19 protein-coding genes are annotated in these 20,121 nt (G+C 66.9%); 13 read left to right on the forward strand and 6 right to left on the reverse strand.

Annotation, left to right across the window (positions count from 1 at the left end; all coding sequences use genetic code 11):
* The first annotated feature begins 45 nt into the window (after nt 1-45).
* Together M1D55_RS01740 and M1D55_RS01745 are read left to right on the forward strand one after the other, a co-directional pair.
* Nucleotides 46-663 (forward strand): 2-hydroxychromene-2-carboxylate isomerase, encoded by a 618-nt coding sequence (locus M1D55_RS01740; protein WP_006576763.1) that lies wholly within the window; start codon nt 46-48, stop codon nt 661-663.
* Nucleotides 664-704: 41 nt separating this feature from the next.
* Nucleotides 705-1,688: an NAD(P)H-dependent flavin oxidoreductase gene (locus tag M1D55_RS01745; RefSeq protein WP_456280926.1), complete on the forward strand. Its 984-nt coding sequence runs from the start codon at nt 705-707 to the stop codon at nt 1,686-1,688.
* A 130-nt stretch (nt 1,689-1,818) separates the two neighbouring features.
* Here M1D55_RS01745 and M1D55_RS01750 read toward each other — a convergent pair whose 3' ends face one another.
* A complete protein-coding gene (locus M1D55_RS01750; protein WP_456280927.1) occupies nt 1,819-2,547 on the reverse strand; it encodes an SDR family oxidoreductase in 729 nt (242 codons plus the stop codon).
* A gap of 266 nt (nt 2,548-2,813) precedes the next feature.
* Between M1D55_RS01750 and M1D55_RS01755 the strand changes: the two genes are divergently transcribed.
* From M1D55_RS01755 to M1D55_RS01765, 3 genes are all read left to right on the forward strand, one after another.
* On the forward strand, nt 2,814-3,779 hold the full coding sequence (locus M1D55_RS01755) for an Rpn family recombination-promoting nuclease/putative transposase (RefSeq protein ID WP_456280928.1): 966 nt from the start codon (nt 2,814-2,816) through the stop codon (nt 3,777-3,779).
* A 29-nt stretch (nt 3,780-3,808) separates the two neighbouring features.
* A complete protein-coding gene (locus M1D55_RS01760) occupies nt 3,809-4,078 on the forward strand; it encodes an RpnC/YadD family protein (RefSeq protein ID WP_064574205.1) in 270 nt (89 codons plus the stop codon).
* Nucleotides 4,079-4,292: 214 nt separating this feature from the next.
* Complete coding sequence (locus tag M1D55_RS01765; protein ID WP_064574203.1) at nt 4,293-4,862, forward strand: MarR family winged helix-turn-helix transcriptional regulator; 570 nt, start codon at nt 4,293-4,295, stop codon at nt 4,860-4,862.
* A 78-nt stretch (nt 4,863-4,940) separates the two neighbouring features.
* Here the strand turns inward: M1D55_RS01765 and M1D55_RS01770 are convergent, their stop codons facing one another.
* On the reverse strand, nt 4,941-5,780 hold the full coding sequence (locus M1D55_RS01770; RefSeq protein ID WP_064574201.1) for a FadR/GntR family transcriptional regulator: 840 nt from the start codon (nt 5,778-5,780) through the stop codon (nt 4,941-4,943).
* Between the two features lie 343 nt (nt 5,781-6,123).
* On the opposite strand from M1D55_RS01770, the gene M1D55_RS01775 reads away from it, so the two are divergent.
* From M1D55_RS01775 to M1D55_RS01805, 7 genes are all read left to right on the forward strand, one after another.
* Nucleotides 6,124-7,326: an ABC transporter substrate-binding protein gene (locus M1D55_RS01775; RefSeq protein WP_456280929.1), complete on the forward strand. Its 1,203-nt coding sequence runs from the start codon at nt 6,124-6,126 to the stop codon at nt 7,324-7,326.
* Nucleotides 7,327-7,525: 199 nt separating this feature from the next.
* Entirely contained in the window at nt 7,526-8,383 is an 858-nt protein-coding gene (locus M1D55_RS01780; RefSeq protein ID WP_006579287.1) for a branched-chain amino acid ABC transporter permease, read from the forward strand.
* Nucleotides 8,383-9,408, forward strand: coding sequence for a branched-chain amino acid ABC transporter permease (locus M1D55_RS01785; protein ID WP_456281350.1), 1,026 nt, complete (start codon nt 8,383-8,385; stop codon nt 9,406-9,408). Before M1D55_RS01780 ends, M1D55_RS01785 begins: the two co-directional genes overlap by 1 nt.
* Complete coding sequence (locus M1D55_RS01790; protein ID WP_456280930.1) at nt 9,405-10,172, forward strand: ABC transporter ATP-binding protein; 768 nt, start codon at nt 9,405-9,407, stop codon at nt 10,170-10,172. The genes M1D55_RS01785 and M1D55_RS01790 overlap by 4 nt, the downstream gene beginning before the upstream one ends.
* A gap of 2 nt (nt 10,173-10,174) precedes the next feature.
* Nucleotides 10,175-10,876, forward strand: a complete 702-nt coding sequence (locus tag M1D55_RS01795; RefSeq protein WP_456281351.1) for an ABC transporter ATP-binding protein — start codon at nt 10,175-10,177, stop codon at nt 10,874-10,876.
* 137 nt (nt 10,877-11,013) lie between these two features.
* A complete protein-coding gene (locus M1D55_RS01800) occupies nt 11,014-12,285 on the forward strand; it encodes a Zn-dependent hydrolase (protein WP_456281352.1) in 1,272 nt (423 codons plus the stop codon).
* Between the two features lie 72 nt (nt 12,286-12,357).
* Nucleotides 12,358-13,836, forward strand: a complete 1,479-nt coding sequence (locus tag M1D55_RS01805) for a M81 family metallopeptidase (RefSeq protein ID WP_456280931.1) — start codon at nt 12,358-12,360, stop codon at nt 13,834-13,836.
* Between the two features lie 151 nt (nt 13,837-13,987).
* On the opposite strand, the gene M1D55_RS01810 is transcribed toward M1D55_RS01805, so the two are convergent.
* From M1D55_RS01810 to M1D55_RS01825, 4 genes are all read right to left on the reverse strand, one after another.
* A complete protein-coding gene (locus M1D55_RS01810) occupies nt 13,988-14,500 on the reverse strand; it encodes a DUF3597 domain-containing protein (protein WP_456280932.1) in 513 nt (170 codons plus the stop codon).
* A gap of 248 nt (nt 14,501-14,748) precedes the next feature.
* Nucleotides 14,749-16,305, reverse strand: coding sequence for a methyl-accepting chemotaxis protein (locus M1D55_RS01815; protein ID WP_064574190.1), 1,557 nt, complete (start codon nt 16,303-16,305; stop codon nt 14,749-14,751).
* 535 nt (nt 16,306-16,840) lie between these two features.
* On the reverse strand, nt 16,841-17,812 hold the full coding sequence (locus M1D55_RS01820; protein ID WP_456280933.1) for a tripartite tricarboxylate transporter substrate binding protein: 972 nt from the start codon (nt 17,810-17,812) through the stop codon (nt 16,841-16,843).
* A gap of 153 nt (nt 17,813-17,965) precedes the next feature.
* Nucleotides 17,966-19,090 (reverse strand): muconate/chloromuconate family cycloisomerase, encoded by a 1,125-nt coding sequence (locus M1D55_RS01825; RefSeq protein WP_006576066.1) that lies wholly within the window; start codon nt 19,088-19,090, stop codon nt 17,966-17,968.
* A 121-nt stretch (nt 19,091-19,211) separates the two neighbouring features.
* Between M1D55_RS01825 and M1D55_RS01830 the strand changes: the two genes are divergently transcribed.
* A complete protein-coding gene (locus M1D55_RS01830) occupies nt 19,212-20,120 on the forward strand; it encodes a LysR family transcriptional regulator (RefSeq protein WP_198753101.1) in 909 nt (302 codons plus the stop codon).
* The last annotated feature ends 1 nt before the right edge of the window (nt 20,121 follow it).

Below are 20,121 nucleotides of genomic sequence, written 5' to 3' on the forward strand. Positions count from 1 at the left end.
CGAACTCGTTCGGCAACCATCCACACCCGGAGATGGAGACATGCGATGCGTACCGTCAACGCGCAGTTCCTGTTCGATTTCGGCAGTCCCAACGCCTACCTGGCACACAAGGTCATTCCGGCCATCGAAGCGCGCACCGGCGCGACATTCGAATACGTTCCGATCCTGCTTGGCGGCCTGTTTCGGCTGACCGGCAATCGATCGCCGATGGAGGCGTTCGCCGGTATCAAGAACAAGCCGGAATACGGGCGGCTGGAAATGCAGCGCTTTATCCGGCGGCACGGCCTGACCGCGTTTCGAATGAATCCCCACTTTCCGGTCAATACGCTGCAGATCATGCGAGGGGCGATCGCGGCGAGCCACGATGGCAGTTTTGCGCGATATGTCGACGCGGTCTTCGGCGCGATGTGGGAGCGCGGATTGAAGATGGACGATCCGGCCGTGATCGCGTCCGTGCTGGACGAAGCCGGGCTGGATGGGTCTCGGCTGCTGGAGGCGATCAATCAGCCGGCCGTCAAGGAAACGCTGCTCGGCAATACGCAGCGCGCATTCGAGCGTGGGGCATTTGGCGCGCCGACCTTCTTCGTCGACGACGAGATCTTCTTCGGCAAGGACAGCCTGCGCGATGTCGAAGAGGAAATCATCCGCGTGCGCGCCGCCTGATTCGCGTCCTGCCTTTCCACCCGTTCGGAGGCTTCCTGCCCATGAAAACACGCATCACTGAACTGTTCGCGATCCGCTATCCGATCATCCAGGGCGGCATGCATTTCGTCGGCCTTGCCGATCTGGCGGGGGCCGTTTCCAATGCCGGCGGCCTGGGCATCATCACTGCGCTGACGCAGCGCACGCCCGAGCTGCTGGCCAGGGAGATCGCGCGCTGCCGCGAGATGACGGACCAGCCGTTCGGCGTCAACCTGACCTTCCTGCCGACGTTCTCCGAGCCGCCCTACGCGGAATACATCGCCGCCATCGCCGAAGGGGGCGTGCGTATCGTCGAGACCGCGGGCCGCAGTCCCGAACAGTACATGCCGGCGTTGAAGGCGGCCGGCATCAAGGTGATTCACAAATGCACGTCGGTGCGCCACGCGCTGAAGGCCGAGAAGATCGGCTGCGATGCGGCCAGCGTCGACGGCTTCGAATGCGGCGGCCATCCGGGCGAGGACGACGTGCCCAACATGATCCTGCTGCCGCGGGCCGCCGAAACGCTGAAGATTCCGTTCGTCGCGTCCGGGGGCATGGCGGACGGCCGCAGCCTGGTAGCCGCGCTGGCGCTGGGCGCGGACGGCATCAATATGGGTACCCGCTTCCTGGCCACCGAGGAAGCGCCGGTGCATGCGAATGTCAAGCAGGCGATCGTCGAGGCCAGCGAGCTCGACACGCGGCTGATCATGCGGGCGCTGCGCAATACCGAGCGGGTGCTGAACAATGGCGGCGTCGAGCGGCTGCTGCAGATCGAGCGCGAGAAGGGCGCCGACCTGAAGATCGCGGATATCTACGATCAGGTCGCCGGCATCTATCCGAAGGTGATGGTGGAGGGCGATGTCGAGGCGGGCGCGTGGAGCTGCGGCATGGTCGCCGGCCTGATCCACGACATTCCAAGCGTCAAGACGCTGATCGACCGGATCGTCATGGAGGCCGAGCAGTTGACGTTCCAGCGGCTGGCCGGGATGTTCGACGCGCGGCGCTGAGGGGCAATGCATGGGCGTGGCACGGTGCCTCGTTCATGCGGGAAGCTGGAAAGCCGGCAGCCGGCAGCCGGTAGCCGGAAGCGGGAAGCCCGACACCCTGAGTAGGGGCCGAGGCCCCCCGGCAGCCCGATTACCAGGCCTCGATCCACGGCCGCAGATCGAGCTCATGCGTCCACGCGTCGCGCGGCTGCTGGTGCAGCATCCAGTAGGCGTTGGCGATGTGCTCGGGATTCAGGATGCCGTCGCGATCCTTCAGCGCATAGCGCTCGGGGAAGTTCTCGCGGATAAAGGCGGTGTCGATGGCGCCGTCGATGATCGGGTGGGCCACGTGGATGCCCTGTGGCCCCAGCTCCTTCGCCATCGATTGCGCCAGCGCGCGCAGGCCGTGCTTGGCCCCGGCAAACGCCGAGAATCCGGCGCGGCCGCGCAGGCTGGCGGTCGCTCCTGTAAAGAAGATCGAACCGCGGCCGCGCGGCACCATCACGCGGGCCGTCTCGCGTCCCATCAGGAAGCCCGCGAAGCAGGCCATCTCCCAGACCTTGAAGTAGACGCGGGCCGTCGTGTCCAGCACGTCGAAGCGGACGTTCGCGCCGATGTTGAACACCGCCACCTCGATCGGCGCGATGTCGGCCTCGATCCGCTGGACCAGGCTTGTCATTTCCTCTTCCTTGCGCGCGTCCGAGCCGAAGGCATGCGCGATGCCGCCCTCGGCTTCGATCTGCTGAACCAGCGGCGCCAGCTTGTCGGCATGGCGCCGGGTCACGCAGGCGATATAGCCTTCGCGGGCGAAGCGCCGCGCAATGGCACCGCCGGTCGCATCGCCGGCACCGATGACAAGGATGGCCTTCTTTTGGGTCATGGTGTCTCCTTCGGGGCGGCCTGGCACCGCCGGCCATTCCGGCGGCAAGCCGATCGAGTTGTGTTTGCAACGCCGGATAGTGTCCGCGATTTTGCCGAAGGCTGCTGGCGGCCAGATCGGCCTGATGGGCCACGGCGCACCCATCGCTAAGACGATTCTCAATGTCGGCCGACGGCGGCATGAAACGCAAAATGCGTGTCCTTCTGTGAAGCATCGAATGCCCGCGCGCAAGATGCTGTCGGCCTCGACACTCCTCGGTTCCAACCATGGTTCAAATCGAAGACGCCAGCTACAAGCAGCTGTATTCATCGCCCGCGATGGTCCGCAATCTTGTCTCGGGCTTTATCCCCGACGGATGGTTACAGGGGCTGGATTTCAGCACGCTGGAATGCGTCCCTGGCCACTACGTCTCCGACGATCTGCGACAGCGGGCCAACGACATGGTGTGGCGGGTCCGCGCCGATGACGAATGGCTGTACCTCTATTTGATGATGGAGTTTCAGAGCACAGTCGATCACGGCATGCCGGTGCGCATCATGTCCTATCTGGGACTGCTCTATCAAAGCCTGATCCGCAAGGAGTACGTCAAGCCCCGACGAGGCATCCCGCCGGTGCTGCCCATCGTCCTGTACAACGGTGAAGGGCCATGGGATGCACCCACCGATATCGCGGCGATGCTGCCGGACGTGCCCGGACTTGTCGGTGAGTACCTGCCCAAGCTTAAATATCTGTTGTTGGACAGCGGACGCATCGGCAAGGAACAGCTGCGCGCGATGCGCAATCCGGTTGCCGTGCTGATGCAGCTGGAAGAGGCGGAAACCCAGCAGGAGGTCGGCGAGTTGATCGACAAGCTCGCGGACATCGTCAAAGGCGACGAAGGACTGAAGCGAATCTTCCTCAACGTGTTGCCGGGACTGATCGGCAGGCGCAGCGGCAACACGTTGGAGGTACCCGTAGTCAATGATCTTGTGGAGATGAAGATGAAGCTAAGTCAGAGTTTCAAGGTGTGGGCGCATGAGTACTTTGAACAGGGGCGGATGAAGGGAGAAGCCGGATGCTTGCAACGGCAACTGACCGACCGCTTCGGCGCCTTGCCCGAATATGTCGCGGCCAAGATTGATGGCGCAACCGAGAAGGAGCTCAATCGGTGGGCCCTGCGCATATTTCACGCAAAAACATTGGCCGATGTGTTCCGCGAATCGCCGGCAGACGAAACGCCAATCAATCACTGAGATTCAAGATAGACGTCCCGGAGAACAATATGCCGTTGGAGAAGCGCTTCAAAGAGTGGGCTTGGGAGTACGAAAAGCAGGGCTGGAAGAAGGGCTGGGAGGAGGGCTGGCGGAAAGGAGTGCGGGAGGGGGCAAGCTGGGTCCTCGAAAGGGCGCTTACCGGCCGTTTCGGGGGCTTACCGCAGTCTGTCGTCGACAGGATCAACTCGTCGAGGGATGAAGAAGAGCTGATCGGCTGGGCAAGACGCGCGGTCCACGCAAGAACGCTTGCTGAAGTCTTCGAAGACGCTCCCAGGTAGTTTTAAGGGCTGCACGCAGCCCGCATGCATTCGGCGGCGCCGTCCACCTGACCCCAACGACGGCGCCGAACCCTCACCCATATCAATCCGCCTCCTTTATGGAATGGCGCACGACTTCCAAATCGCTGCGTGCGGAACGCCGCATCGAATCTGGCCCCCCGATCCCCGTGCGACAATCGCCGCCCATCTCACCCCTTGGATCCACGCCGATACGATGAAGACACCTGCAGACGTCGGTGGCCAGGATGCCGCCGGAACGCGCGAGGCGCGCACGCCCTGGACCGCGCTTGATGAACAGGGAACCGGCCTGACGGTCGACGATTTCCTGACCACGATGCTGGGTCAGCTCGTCAATGCACTGCGGCGGACCGTGACCCAGCCCTACGCCGAGCAGTTCGGATTGACCGTGCCGGAATGGCGGCTGCTTGCGCTGCTCGCGCATGCGGGGGAATTGCCGTTCGCCGAACTGGTAGTGCAGTCCACCTCGGACAAGGCACTGGTCAGCCGCACGCTGCGCCTTCTGGAACAGCGGGGGCTGGTGAAGCTGCGCAACGCCGGAAATACGCCGCGCAAGAAGCTGTTTTGCAGCATCACGCGCGCCGGCATGGCGCTGCACGATCAGGTGATCCCGCTGGCGCGTCGCCATCAGGCCGCGGTACTCCGGCTGCTGGACACCGGCGAGCGCGAGGCCCTGTATTGCGCACTGCGGAGATTGCACGCGCAATGCGTGATGGGCCCCGGCGTGGACCCGACCGCCGCCCTGTCGAAAAAGGTCGCCGACTGAGAGAAAGCCGAGGCTGCGATCGCGGTATCGCGATATTGCGTCGCCGTGCGCGAACGATGTTCGCCTGGGGCCGCGCCGTCAATCGGCCTGCTCTGGCTCGCGAACGCGCGGCCGCACCACCAGCGAACGGCGCGGCAATTCCGAGTCGAGCACCAGCCGGCCGTGCACGCGGCCGTTCATCCGCGTGATATGGCGCGTGCAGTCCTGCATATGCGCGGCCATCAGCTTGCGCACCTGCTCGGCATCGCGCGCGCGGGCCGCCGCGACGATCTTCTTGTGGAAGCGGACATTGGACGCGCCGAACTTCTCGTGCTCGCAGGCGGGCGTGTCGTTGCCGAACACCACCAGCTGCCGCAGCATCTCGTTGATCAGTTCGCAGCAGAAGCGCAGCATCGGATTCGGATTGGCCGCGGCCAGGATGTCGTGGAAGCTCAGGTCCTCCTGGCGCTGGTCCAGCGGCGCGGCCGCCGAGGCCGAGGTGGGGTCGCACAGGTCGATCGTATGCTCGAGCGCGCGGAAATCGTCCTCGGTCAGGTGCGGCACCGCGCCGGCGGCCAGCTCCGGCTCGAGCAGCCGGCGCACCGTGTACACGTCGGCGATGCCGACGTCCTTGAAGAACAGATAGTTCTGCATCAGCTGGAAGGTGCGGTCCAGCGGCACCTCGACGATGGTGCCGCCGCCGGCCGGACCGGTGCTGACGCTGATCAGCCCTTGCACCTCCAGCGACTTCAGCGCTTCGCGGATCGTGCTCTTGCTGACGCCGAAGGTCTGCTGCAGCTTGATCTCCTGCGGCAGCTTGTCGCCGGGCTTCAGGTCGCGCTCGGTGATCAGGCGCTTCAGTTCCTCCGCCACCAGGTCGGCGCGCTTCTGCTTGCGGATCGCCAGAGCCGGCGCCTTCGCGCCGCGGAACGTCACCATGGATTGTCCTTCCTTTCGTTTGATCGCCATGCCGGCGCGGCATGCGCCTTGCCGGGTCGCGGCGGTGCCGCAGTGGTCCATGCAGCGGTCCATCGCGGTCCATCGCGGTCCATCGCGGTGCACCGGGCACCGCCTTCGCGCATGACCGGCGCCTGCACGGGCGCAGGTAAACCCTGACCGGCGCTTCATTGACAGTCGCGCAAACCGGCTCCTATGATGCCTTCAACCAGTTTATACGTATAAATAGAATAAACGGGTTCGATTCTTGCTGTAGCGCTGTTGCGATCCTGTCGCGTGCCGGACCTTCCCTTTCGATGGACCCCACAGATCCAAGGAGTGAGCTTTGAATCGTCGTGACGTGCTCAAACTCGGCGCGCTGGCCGCCGTCCCCGCCTCCCTGCTGCGCGCCGGTGCCGTGCTGGCCGCCGACGATGCGATCGAACTCGGTTGTCCGGTGCCGATGTCCGGCCCGTTCGCCGCCAACGGCAAGTTCGCCGACCTTGGCATGAAGCTGATCGTCGAGCAATACGGCAAGGTGCTCGGCAAGCCGTTGCGCTACAGCGTGCTCGATACCGAAGGCAAGCCCGCCACCGCGGTGCGCAAGGTGCAGGAGCTGGCGCAGCAGAAGAACGCGCGCTACTTCGCCGGCGGCATCCTGTCGTCGGAATCGCTGGCGATGGGCAAGGAGGCCGAGAAGTTCGGCGGGGTCTTCGTCACCACCGCCGGCGCCGACGAGATCACCGGCAAGGACTGCAACCGCGCGACCTTCCGCTGGTCGGTGCCGACCTATGGCGCGATCGAGCGCACCGTGCGGCCGCTGATCGAATCGATGCCCAAGGCGAAGCGCTGGTACACGATCACGCCGCAATACGTGTTCGGCGAGGGCCTGCTGTCGGCGGCAAAGAATATCTTCAAGGAGAAGGGCATCGAGCATGTGGGCAACAGCTACCACGCGCTCAACGAGAAGGAGTTCAGCGGCTATCTGACCAATGCGATCGCTGCCAAGCCCGACGTGCTGCTGATCCTGAACTTCGGCTCGCAATCGGCCGACACGCTGCGCCAGGCGGTCAGCTTCGGCATGAAGAAGAACACGACGATCCTGCTGGCCTGGGCCTCCGGGCTCGAGCAGTTCGAATCGCTGGGCGCGGACCTGTGCGACGGCGTCTATTTCGGCGCGCAGTACTGGCACGGCGTCGACACGCCGCTGAACCGCGATCTGGTGCAGCGCTGCAAGACGGCCTTCAAGTCCAATCCAAACTACAGCCTGGCTGGTTCCTATATCTGTACCAAGCTGATGCTCGACGCGATGGTCAAGGCCGGCAGCGCCGACCCGAAGGCCGTGATCGCGGCGATGGAGGGGCTCAAGTACGAAGGGCTGACCGGCCCCGAGGAAATCCGCGCCGCCGACCACCAGGTGCTGAAGAACTACTACCTGCTCAAGGGCAAGGCCAAGAGCAAGATGAAGGACAAGGACGACTACGCCGACGTGATCAGCATCGGCAAGGCCTTCCTGCCGCCCGAACAGACCCAGTGCAAGATGGCCTGAGCAACCCTGCTGGTTTTCTCCCCTCTCCCGCTTGCGGGAGAGGGGTGGGGGAGAGGGCAAGGGGCGGTCGTCACGCTACCGCGCGTTGAAACCACCCCCTCTCGCCAACCCTCTCCCCCTGAAGGGGAGCGGGAGAACGCTGCGCCTTCGATGATCAGAGGGCGCTATCCAACGCGACAGCCATAGCGAAAACCGCTTCATGAACGTCTACCTGTTGCAGGTCATCAACGGCATTGGCATCGGCATGCTGTATTTCCTGCTGGCCGTCGGCCTGTCGATCGTCTTCGGCCTGTTGCGCTTCGTCAATTTCGCGCACGGCGCCTTTTATGCGCTCGGCGCGTATCTGTGCTTCCAGGCGCTGCAGCTGGGCATGAACTTCTGGGCCGCGCTGGTGCTGGCGCCGCTGGTGATCGGTGCGCTGGCCTGGCTGGTCGAGCGCGTGATGCTGCGCCACGTCTATGCCCAGCCCCATGAGTTCCACATCCTGGTGACGGTGGGCCTCGCGCTCGCCGTGCAGGAGCTGATCATCGTCGGCTGGGGGCCGCTCGGCGTCGACGTGCCGCCGCCCGACGCGCTGCAGGGCGTGGTGATGTGGGGCGACTTCATCTATCCGAAGTACCGGCTGTTCGTCATCGCGTTCACCGCGCTGCTGGCGGTGGCGCTGTGGTGGCTGCTGGAGGGCACGCGGCTCGGCAGCGCGGTGCGTGCCGGCAGCGAGTCGACGGAGATGGTGTCGCTGCTCGGCATCAACGTGTTCCGGTTGTTCAGCCTGATGTTCGCGCTCGGGGCGGCCACCGCCGCGATCGCAGGCGTGCTGGCCGCGCCGATCCGCGGCGCCGAACCGTTCATGGGCGTCGAGGCGCTGGGCGTCGCCTTCATCGTCGTGGTGGTCGGCGGCATGGGCAGCTTCACCGGCGCGCTGATCGGCGGGCTGCTCGTCGGCGTGGTGCAAAGCCTGATGAGCACGCTGTGGCCCGAGGGCGCCAGGCTGATGATCTATGTCGCGATGGCCGCGGTGCTGCTGCTGCGTCCGCACGGCCTGCTGGGGAGGGGATGATGGCGTATCGATTCTGGTGGCTCGCGCTGGCCGTCACCCTGCTGCTGCCGTTGACGCTGCGCTCCGGCACGCTGGCGACCGAGGTGCTGATCTACGCGATGGCCGTGATGGCCTGTAACCTGCTGCTCGGCTACACCGGCCTGCTGTCGTTCGGCCAGGGCATCTTCTTCGGCCTGGGCAGCTATTCGCTGGGCCTGGCGCTGACCCGCATCGCGCTGCCGGTGCCAATTTCGCTGGCGCTGGCGATCGCCATCGGCGCGGGGGCGGCGGCGCTGGTCGGCTGGTTCTCGATCCGGCAGCGCGGCACCTACTTCGTGATGCTGACGCTGGCGTTCTCGCAGATGTTCTATTTCCTGGCCTATTCGGTGCCGTCGCTGACCGGCGGCGACAACGGCCTGCTCGACATCCCGAGACCCGCGCTGTCGATCGCCGGGCGCGAGCTGGTCTCGCTGGCCTCGCCGTGGCAGTTCTACGGCTTCGTCGCGGTGCTGTTCCTGGTGGTGTTCTTCCTGGTGCTGCGCGTCACCGATTCGGTGTTCGGCCGCACGCTGCTGGCAATCCGCGACAACGAGGAGCGGGCGCTGGCGGTCGGCTACAACATCAAGGCGTTCAAGCTGCTGGCCTTCGTGATCTCCGGCGCGGTAACCGGGCTCGCCGGCGGCCTGCATGCGATGCTGACCGGCATCGCGCCGCTGGCCAATATCGACTACCACGTCAGCGAGATGATCCTGATCATGACGGTGATCGGCGGCACCGCCAACGTGTTTGCGTCGGTGCTGGGCGCGGCGTTCTATGTGCTGCTGGCCGACTGGCTGTCGACACTGTGGCCGCGCTGGCTGATGCTGCTGGGCTTCCTGCTGATCGCGGTCAGCCTGTTCATGCAGCGCGGCCTGTGGGGGCTGGGCACGACGATATGGCTGCGGCTGCGCGGCATCCGCCGCGAGCCCGCCGCGATCGGCCCCGACACGGAAGCCGCCGCGGGAGTCGCCACGGAAGTCGTCACCACGCGGGAGGAACGCGCATGACCGCCCCGATTCTGGAGGCCACCGGCGTGGTCAAGCAGTACGGCAAGTTCATGGCGCTGGGCGGCGTGGATCTTCGCGTGATGCCGGGCACCGTGCATTCGGTGATCGGTCCGAACGGCGCCGGCAAGACCACGCTGTTCCATATGCTGACCGGCACGCGCAGCGTGACCAGCGGGCGCATCGTCTTCGACGGGCACGACGTCACCGGCGAGACCGACTACCAGCGCGTGCAGCGCGGCATCGCGCGCTCGTTCCAGGTCACCAGCCTGTTTCCCAGCCTGCCGGTGCGCGAGAACCTGCGGCTGGCCGCGCTCGGCACGCAGCCGCGGCGCGCGATGAACTGCTGGCGCCGTCCGGTCGGCGAGCTGGCCTGTACGGAGACGGTCGAGCGTGTGCTCGAGCGGCTCGAGCTGACCCGCGTCGCCGGCGCGGTCGCCGGTGCGCTGTCGCACGGCCAGCAGCGCCGGCTCGAAGTCGGCATGGCGCTGGCCGCGCGGCCGCGCGCGATCTTCCTCGACGAGCCGACCTCGGGCATGGGCGTGGACGATCTCGGCGCGATGAAGCGGCTGATCCGCGGGCTGGCCGAGGACCATACCGTCGTGCTGATCGAGCACAACATGGACATCGTGATGGACATTTCCGACACCATCACCGTGATGCAACAGGGCAAGGTGCTGATGGAAGGCCCGCCCGACACCGTGCGGGGCGATCCGCGCGTGCGCGCGGCTTATCTCGGCAACATGATCACCGGAGGCCAGCGATGACGATGCTCGATGTGCAGGCCATCCATGGCTACTACGGCAAGAGCCATGTGCTGCAGGGCGTCTCGCTCGCGGTGGGCGAGGGCGAACTGGTGACGCTGCTGGGCCGCAACGGCGCCGGCAAGTCGACCACGCTGAAGGCGATCGCCGGCGTGGTGCCGCCACGCGGCGGCCGCGTGCGGTTTCGCGGCAACGATATCGCGGGGCTGCCGCCGCACCGGATCGCCGCCCAGGGGCTGTGTTTCGTGCCCGAGCATCGCGGCATCTTCAAGCTGCTGACCGTCGAGGAGAACCTGAAGCTCGGGGCCCGGCGCGATTCCCCATGGCAGCTCGACGACGTCTACCGGATCTTCCCGCGGCTGCGCGAGCGGCGCCGCAACAGCGGTGCAAACCTCTCCGGCGGCGAGCAGCAGATGCTGGCCATTGCCCGCGCGCTGATGAACCATCCGCGCCTGCTGATGCTCGACGAGCCGGTCGAAGGCCTGGCGCCGGTGATCGTCGAGGAAATCGTTGCGCAGCTGAAGTTGATCAAGGCGGCCGGCGTGCCGATCCTGCTGGTCGAGCAGAACCTGGAGGTCTGCACGCAGTTAGCCGAGCGGCACGTGATCATCGAGCAGGGCGCGGTCGTCTATACCGGTACCAATGCGCAATTCATCGCCGACGAGGCGGTCAAGGACCGCTATCTCGGCGTGGGCCTGGCGGCGTGACGATCGCGCCGTCACCGTTTCCATTCCGTCGTCCCCGCGCAGGCGGGGACCCAGCGACTTCAAGCCGCTGGGCCCCTGCCTGCGCGGGGACGACAAAGAGCTAGCTTCGGAATATCGACATGTCAGTTGACCTCACCATGCACCCCCAGGCCAACGCCGTTCCAGCGCCGGATATCGACGCGCTGCGCATCGACGGCGCCCGCCTGTGGGACGCACTGATGCGGCTCGCACAGATCGGTTCGACGTCCAAGGGCGGCGTCTGCCGGCTCGCGCTGACCGATCTCGATCGCCAGGGCCGCGACTTCTTCGTCGCCGAGGCCAAGGCAATCGGCTGCACGGTACGCGTCGATGCGATCGGCAATATCTTCGCGCGCCGGGCCGGACGCGACGACACGCTGCCGCCGGTGATGACCGGCAGCCATATCGATACGCAGCCGACCGGCGGCAAGTTCGACGGCAACTTTGGCGTGCTGGCCGGGCTGGAAGTGTTGCGCACGCTGGCCGACGCCGGCATCGTCACCGACGCGCCGCTCGAGGTCGCGGTGTGGACCAACGAAGAGGGCTCGCGCTTCGTGCCGGTGATGATGGGCTCGGGGGCCTTCATCGGCGAGTTCGCACTCGACCATGTGCTGGCGCAAACAGACCGCGACGGCGTGCGCGTCGGCGACGCGCTGAACGAGATCGGCTATGCCGGCGCCGAGCCGGTCGGCGGCCGCGCCGTCGGCGCTTATTTCGAGGCCCATATCGAACAGGGTCCGGTGCTCGAGGCGAACGACACGGTGATTGGCGTGGTCACCGGCGCGCTCGGACAACGCTGGTACGACGTGGTGCTGACCGGCATGGAGGCGCACGCCGGACCCACGCCGATGGCGCTTCGGCGCGACGCGCTGCTGGCCGCGTCCGAACTGGTCGGCATCGTCAACCGCATCGCGCTGGACCATCCGCCGCACGGGCGCGGCACGGTCGGCTGCCTGTCGGTCCATCCCGACTCGCGCAACGTGATCCCGGGCCGCGTGACGATGACGGTGGACCTGCGCGCCGCCGACGACACCGTGCTCTCCGCGATGGACGCGGCCCTGCATCGGGCCTGCACTGCGCTGTCCGAACGTTCGGGCATCGACATCGAAGTCCGGCAGGTGGTCTATTTCCCGCCGCAGCCCTTCGAGCCACGGCTGGTGCAGGCCGTGCGCGACGGCGCCACGCAGCTGGGGCTGTCGGCAATGGAAGTGGTCAGCGGCGCCGGCCACGATGCCGTCTATCTGGCTCGGGTCGCACCGACTGCGATGATCTTCGTGCCGTGCAAGGACGGCATCAGCCATAACGAGATCGAGGACGCCCGCCCCGAGCATCTGGAGGCCGGCGCCAACGTGCTGCTGCACGCGATGCTCGACGCCGCGCGCCGGCGCTGAGGGCGCTGCCCCGCTGCCTCCGCTGCCCGACATCGGCCTCCGACCTACACCGCACCGACCCGGACCCACGCGATGAAAATCCTGATCGCCCGCCTCAATCACGAGACCAATACCTTCTCGCCGGTGCCCACGCCGCTGGCCTCGTTCGACCCGCGCTATGGCGAGGACGGCTATCGCGCCGCGCGCGGCACGCGCACCGCGGCCGGCGCCTTCATCGAGCTGGCCGAAGCGGCCGGCGCCGAGATCGTGGTGCCGGTGATCGCCGGGGCCAACCCCAGCGGCCGCGTCGCGGAGCAGGCCTATACCGCGCTGTGCGACGCGATCGTCGAGGCCGCGCCTGGCTGCGATGCGGTGATGCTGGACCTGCACGGCGCGATGGTGGCCGAGAACAGCGACGACGGCGAGGGCGACCTGCTCGAACGCCTGCGCGCGGTACTGCCCGACAAGCCGATCGCGGTCGCGCTGGACCTGCACGGCAATATCACGCAGAAGCTGATCGACCACGTCGACGTGGCGGTCAGCTTCAAGACCTATCCGCATGTGGATATGTACGAGACCGGCGAGCACGCGGGCCGGCTGCTGCTCGACCATATCGCGGGCCGCACGAAACCGGTGGTGGCCTGGCGCCGCCTGCCGCTGCTGACGCATACGCTGTGCAGCCGCACCGATCAGGGCGCGATGCAGCGCGCGGTGGCGCTCGCCAGGGAGGCGGAAGCGCAAGGCATGCTGGCGGTTTCGGTGCTGGCCGGCTTCGGCCTGGCCGATATCGCGGCGCCTTGCCTGAGCGTGATCGTGGTCGGCGACGGCGATGCCGCCGCCGCAGACGCGGTCGCGCAACGCATTGCCCAGCAGATCTGGGACGACCGCGCCGGCTTCGTCTACGACAGCGAGCCGCTGGCGCAATCGATCGCACGCGCGGCCGAACTTGCCGACGCGCCGGGCGAGGGCCCCGTGCTATTGCTCGACCACGGCGACAACTGCATGTCCGGCGGCACTTGCGACAACATGGCCGTGCTGCACGAAGCGCTGGCACAGGGCTTGACCGGCATCGCGGTCGGGCCGGTCTGCGATCCGGAGGCGGTGGCCGCGCTGATCGCCGCCGGCGTCGGCGCCACGGTGACGCTGCCGGTCGGCGACAAGGTGGCGCTGACCCAGCTCGGCGTCTATCCCCAGTCGAAGCCCCTGACCGGCAAGGTGGCCGCGCTCGGCGACGGCGAATACGTGATCAGCGGCCCGACCTATACCGGCCAGCGCATCCGCATGGGACGCAGCGCGCTGCTCGATATCGGCGCCGCGCAGATCGTGATCGTCGAGACGCCGCAGGAGCATTGGGACCTCGGCATCTTCACGCATATCGGCGTGGATCCGCATCGCGCGCGCTTCCTGCTGCTGAAATCGCGGATGTACTGCCGGCCGGTGTTCGTGCCGATCGCCCGTGCCGTGGTCGAGTGCGATGGGGAGGGCGTGACCAGCTCGCGCTACGAGCGCTTTCCGTTCGAGCGCGTGGCGCGGCCGGTCTATCCGCTCGATCCGCAGACGAACTGGCGGTAGAGCCCGCAGCGTATCCCGTCGTCCCCGCGAACGCGGAGACCAGGGGTCTTTGCTCTCTGCTGATGCAAGCCGCTAGACCCCCGGCCTTCGCGGGGGCGACGAGGAGAGAAGAAGGAGGGGGGATCGCGCTCCCTCGCTTTCACGCGAAACGTCAGTCCCGCAATTCCGGCGGCAGCTTGCCGCCGTTCCGCGCCAGTTCCTGCATCACGCGCTTGTGCAGCCACGTGTTCATCGCGGCCGAGTCGTTCATGTCGCCGTTGTATTGCAGCTCGCGCGCAAGCTCCTTGCGATGCTCGAGGCTGCTGTCCAGCCCCAGCGCCTTCATCGTGTCGACGATCGACGTGCGCCAGTTCAGCTTCTGGCCGCTCTGCTGTGCGAGGTCGTCGAGAATCTTCTCGACGTCGACCTCCGACAGCGGCGCCTGCGCGGCACCGGTTGCGGTGCCGCCGGCCGTTGCGCCGGCAGTGGTATTGCCGCCGCCGACGCCCGCCGTCACCGGCGCCGTGGCCGGCGGCGCAGCGCCCTGCGCCTGCCCGGCAGCGCCGGTCTGAGGCTGGCCCGCGGTGCCGGTCTGCGGCTGCTGGGCCTGCGTCGACGCCTGCGTGGAGGGCTCGGGCCGCGCCTTGCCGCGCAGCCTGTTCAGGATTTCGCCAAAGATGCTCATTGCAGATCCTCCGGTTGCGATGTACTGCCAAGTGCTGGGATGTGCCGAGATGTGCTGCGGTATGCAGCCTGGTGTTCGGGCTGCACCGCGCAACCACGCAGGATCCGCGCCACGGTGCAATAGCCGATGCGTCCGGGATGGCATGTCCGTCAGGCAGGTACTTTTGACAAGGATTGGTGCTTTTATTGAGTCCAGCAAAGCAAAACGGGCCGCATTTCGCGGCCCGTTTCATCGGTCGTTCCGGCGAATCACGCTGCCAGTTGCGCCGTACCGAGGCGGAACGTCGACACCGCCTGCTTCAGGCGCTTGGCCTGTTCTTCCAGCGAGCCGGCCGCGGCGGCGGCCTGCTCGACCAGCGCGGCGTTCTGCTGCGTCACGGTGTCCATCTGCGTGACGGCCTGGTTCACCTGCTCGATGCCGGCGCTCTGCTCGGCCGACGCCGCGCTGATCTCGCCCATGATGTCGGTGACGCGCTTGACCGCGCCGACGATCTCTTCCATGGTCTGACCGGCCTCCGACACCAGCTGCGAACCCTTCTCGACGCGCTCGGCCGAATCGTCGATCAGCGACTTGATTTCCTTGGCGGCGGTGGCGCTGCGCTGCGCGAGGCTGCGCACTTCGCCGGCGACGACCGCGAAGCCGCGGCCCTGTTCGCCGGCGCGCGCGGCTTCCACCGCGGCGTTCAGCGCCAGGATATTGGTCTGGAAGGCGATGCTCTCGATCACCGCGATGATGTCGGTGACCTTCTTCGACGCGCCGTGGATCTCGTCCATGGTGTTGACCACCTGGCCGACCACATCGCCGCCCTTGACGGCGATGTCGGAGGCGTCGACCGCGAGGCGGCTGGCCTGCTTGGCGTTGTCGGCGTTCTGCCGGACGATGCTGGTCAGCTGCTCCATGCTCGACGCGGTCTCCTGCAGCGACGCGGCCTGTTCCTCGGTGCGCTGCGACAGGTCGGTATTGCCGACGGCGATCTGGCTGGTGCCGGTGGCGATGGCCTCGGTGCCGAGGCGAACCTCGTTGACGATGCGCAGCAGGTTGCCGTTCATCTCGGCCAGCGCCTGCAGCAGCTGACCGGTTTCGTCCTTGCTGTCGACGTCGATGCGGGCGCTCAGATCGCCGGCGGCGACGGTTCGCGCGATGCTGACAGCGCGATGCAGCGGACGGGTGATGCCGCGGGTCAGCCAGACCGCGAACGCGATGCCGATGCCCAGCACCAGCACGCCCAGTCCGATCAAGCGGTTGCGCGCGGTCTGGTAGACCGCGTTGATGTCGCGCGCGGTGGCGTCGATGCTGGCGCGCTGGATGTCGAGCAGCTTCTGGATCTCGCCCAGATAGGCGTCGCCGGCCGGCACGAATTCCTTCTCCAGCACGGTGTTGGCCTCGTCGGTCAACCCTTCCTGCTTCAGCTTGGTGATCTTGTCGCGCGAGGCGTTGTACGGTTCGCGCACGCGCAGGATGGTCTGGAACGCCTGCTTCTCGGCGTCGGTGCTCAGCAGCGGCTCGATCTTGTCGCGCAGATCGGCAATCGCCTTGACCGAGTTCTTGGTCTCGTTCGCGAAGAACGCGCCGAGCGTCGGATCGGAGCTCTTGGCCACCGCGGTGGTCCGGCGCACGCTGGTATGCATGTAGCGGTACCAGTCGCTGACCAGCCGTTCCTTGGCCAGCGGCTGCTGCATCATGTCATGCGTGCGCTCCGCGACCTGCTGCAACCGCAGGATGCCAAGTCCGGTCATCAGCGTGGACAGCAGCAATACCACGCCAAAGCCGATGCCAAGGCGTGCACCTATTCCCAAGTTTTTCATTTCTTCTACCTGATGGACATTGAATCGCGGCGAACAACGCCACGCCCGCGGACGTCCCGCGTGCGTGCTGCGTATTCGCTCTTCGCTCTTGTGTTGCCGCCCGTTCGCTGACGATTGCTTCGGGGGTCGATGTCAGACAACGGCAGTTGGTAGAAAAACTTGAGGGGAGAGGCTGGGATGCGGGGAGAGCAGGCAGCGCCAAACGTAACATCACGGTCCGCTATCGGCTCCCCTCTCCCACGCCGTGGGAGAGGCTGGGAGGCAGGCAGCGCCGAACGTCACGCCACGGCCCGCCATCGGCTCCCCTCTCCCACGCGTGGGAGAGGGGTGGGGGAGAGGGCAAGGCACTCGCGCAAGCGAGCACCTTCGTATCGCCACCGCCCTTTCCCTCTCCCCGAACCCCTCTCCCGCATGGCGGGAGAGGGGAGAAGACCGCGGGCCTGCTCCGGGGGGGGGGAGGGGAGAAGATCGCGGGCCTGCTCCGGGGGGAGAGCGAAGCCCGCTGCGGCGGCAGAGGGCACACGGGAAATCCAGTTCAATCCGCCCGAATCCCCCGCGTGCGGATCAGCTTGCCCCATTTGTCGGTTTCTTTCGCCAGATGCTGCTTCAGCTCGGCCGGCGTGCTGCCGATGGGCTCGGCGCCGATCGCCGCGAGGCGCTTCTGCACTGCGGGCTTGCGCAGCGCCTCGACCATCGCGCGGTTCAGCGACTCGACCACCGCGGGCGGCGTGCCGGCCGGCACGAAGGCGGCGAACCATGGCGACAACTCGTAGCCCGGCAGCCCGGCCTCTGCCACGGTCGGCACATTGGGCAGCGTGGCCGAGCGCTTGCTGGTCGTCACCGCGATCGCCGTCAGCTTGCCCGCATCGATATGCGGCTTGGCGGACGTGATGCTGTCGAACATGTAGTCGACCTGGCCGCCGAGCAGGTCGGTGACCGCGGGGCCGCTGCCCTTGTAGGGCACGTGCAGCAGCTCGACGCCTGCCATCGACGTAAAGAGTTCGCCAGCCAGATGGATCGAGGTGCCGTTGCCCGCCGACGCGTAGGTGTACTTGCCCGGCTGGCTCTTCGCGCTGGCGATCACCTCCGGCACGGTCTTGGCGCTGGTCTTGGCCTTGTTGGCGACCAACACGTTCGGCACCACGGCCAACAGCGAGACCGGCGCGAAATCCTTGATCGGGTCGTAGCTCAGCTTGCGGTACAGCGCCGGATTGACCGCTATGCCGTTGGCGACGATCAGCATCGTGTAGCCGTCGGCGGGCGAGCGCGCGACCAGCTCGGCGCCGATATTGCCGCCGGCCCCGGGGCGGTTTTCCACCACGATCGATTGCCCCAGCGTTTGCGACATCTCCTCGCCGAGCGTGCGGGCGATATTGTCCATCGCGCCGGCGGCGGGGAAGGGGACGATCCAGCGGATCGGACGTTCGGGGTAGGCGGCCTGCGCGGCCGGCGTGGTGAGGGCCGCGGCCAGGCCGAGGACCACGGTGGCGAGAGTGAGCGACTTCATTGTCTCCGTTCCTTCGTGAAGTTCGAAACCAGGGTGCCCGGCGCGCGTTCGGCGCATCTCGGTGGCGTTATCCAGCGGTGATGCGGCTGTGGTGCGGCGCTTACACGGGCGTGGTGCGGCCGTTACGTGGCCATCATGTCGTTGTTGTCGGTGCTATGCGCGATCGCGCCGGTAATGCGCGAGCTTGTCCTCGTCGAGCGCGAGACCCAGGCCGGGGCCGTCGGGCAGCCGCAGCGCGAAGTCCCGATAGCCTGGACGTTCGACCACCACGTCGTCCTTGAGCAGCAGCGGCCCGAACAGCTCGGTGCCCCAGGCCAGTTGCGGCAGCGTGCAGAAGCCGTGCGCCGCGGCGATGGTGCCGACGCTGCCTTCGAGCATGGTGCCGCCATAGAGCGCGATGCCGGCCGCATCGCCGACCGCGGCGGTGCGCAGCATGCCGAAGATGCCGCCGGACTTGGCGATCTTCAGCGCGAACACATCGGCCGCGCCCAGGCGCGCCAGTTCCATCGCGTCCTCCGGCCCGGTCACTGCTTCGTCGGCCATGATCGGCACCACGAAGCGCGCCGCCAGCCGCGCCAGCCCGACGCGGTTCTCCCGTGCGATCGGCTGCTCGATCAGGTCGATGCCGGCCGCCTCCAGCATCGCGACGCCGGTGGCCGCGTCGGCCTCGTTCCAGGCCTGGTTGACGTCGACCGTCACGCGGGCGCGGTCACCCAGCGCGCGCTTGATCGCCGCGACATGGGCGACGTCGTCGCGCACCGCGCGGCGGCCGATCTTCAGCTTGAAGGTGTCGTGGCGGCGCTCGGCCAGCAGGCGCTCGGCCTCCTCGATATCGCGGGCGGTATCGCCGCTGGCCAGCGTCCACAGCACCGGCAGCGCGTCGCGCACCGTACCGCCGAGCAGCGTGGCGAGCGGCACGCCGAGCCGCTTGCCCTGCGCGTCGAGCAGCGCGGTTTCCAGCGCCGACTTGGCAAAGCGGTTGCCGCGCGCGACCTTGTTCAGCCGCGCCATCGCGCCATGGATATTGGCGGCGTCCTGACCGATCAGTGCGGGCGCCAGATAGGTATCAATGGTCAGCTTGATGCCTTCGGGACTTTCCTCGCCATAGGACAGGCCGCCGATCGTGGTGGCCTCGCCGATGCCTTCGATGCCGTCGCTGGCGCGCAGCCGCACGATGACCAGCGTCTGCTGCTGCATGGTCGCCATGGCCAGCTGATGCGCGCGGATGGTGGGCAGGTCGACCAGGATCGCGTCGACGGATGTGATGGTGGTTGCCATACCTGAGGGATTGGATTGAGGGTTCGTGGCCCAGTATGCGGCTTGACCAATGCGCTGTCCAAGACCGATGATGTCTGATTCCATACCTGTGAGGTATGGATCCCGATTCAAGGAGGCCACCATGGAACTGCGCCATCTGCGCTATTTCCAGACCGTCGCGCGCGAGCTCAACGTGACGCGCGCGGCCGCGCTGCTGCATATCGCGCAGCCGCCGCTGTCGCGCCAGATCCGCCAGTTCGAGGATGAACTGGGCGTGCCGCTGTTCGAGCGCGTCGGCCGCGGCCTGCGGCTGACCGAGGCCGGACGCTTCCTGCTCGAGCAATCGCTGCAGCTGACGCAGCGGCTTGACGAGATGATCGAGGGCACCCGGCGCATCGGCCGCAACGAGAAGCGCTGGTTCGGCATCGGCTTCGTGCCGTCGGTGCTCTATGGCGTGCTGCCGGACCTGATCCGCGAACTGCGCGCGGACCAGAGCGAGGTCGAGGTGGGCCTGACGGAAATGATCTCGGTGCAGCAGCTCGAGGCGCTGAAGTCCGGCCGCATCGACCTGGGCTTCGGCCGGCTGGCGCTGAGCGACCCCGCCATCGTGCAGCAGGTGGTGATGGCCGAGCCGCTGGTGGCGGCGTTGCCGACACGGGCCGCCCCGGGCGAACGCGAAGGCGGCGGTGGCGATGGTCCAATGGCGCCGGCCGAACTGGCGCGGCGCGGGCTGATCCTCTATCCCGCGCGTCCGCGCCCCAGCTATGCGGACCACGTGCTGTCGTTGTTCCGCGCCCAGGGACTGCAGCCGCGCGTGGTGCAGGAAGCCAACGAGCTGCAGACCGCGCTCGGCCTGGTCGCCGCGGGGCTGGGCATCACGCTGGTGCCATCGTCGGTCCAGCGGCTGCACCGGGACGACGTCCGCTATTGTCCGATCGATGCGCCGGGCTTCGTGTCGCCGGTGATCATGAGCTATCGGGCAGGGGACGCGTCGCCGTTCCTGGGCAGGGCGGTGGCGTGGGTGCGCAGGCAGGCGGAGGTCTCGGGCTGAA

This window comes from Cupriavidus sp. JZ107, from assembly GCF_053903255.1.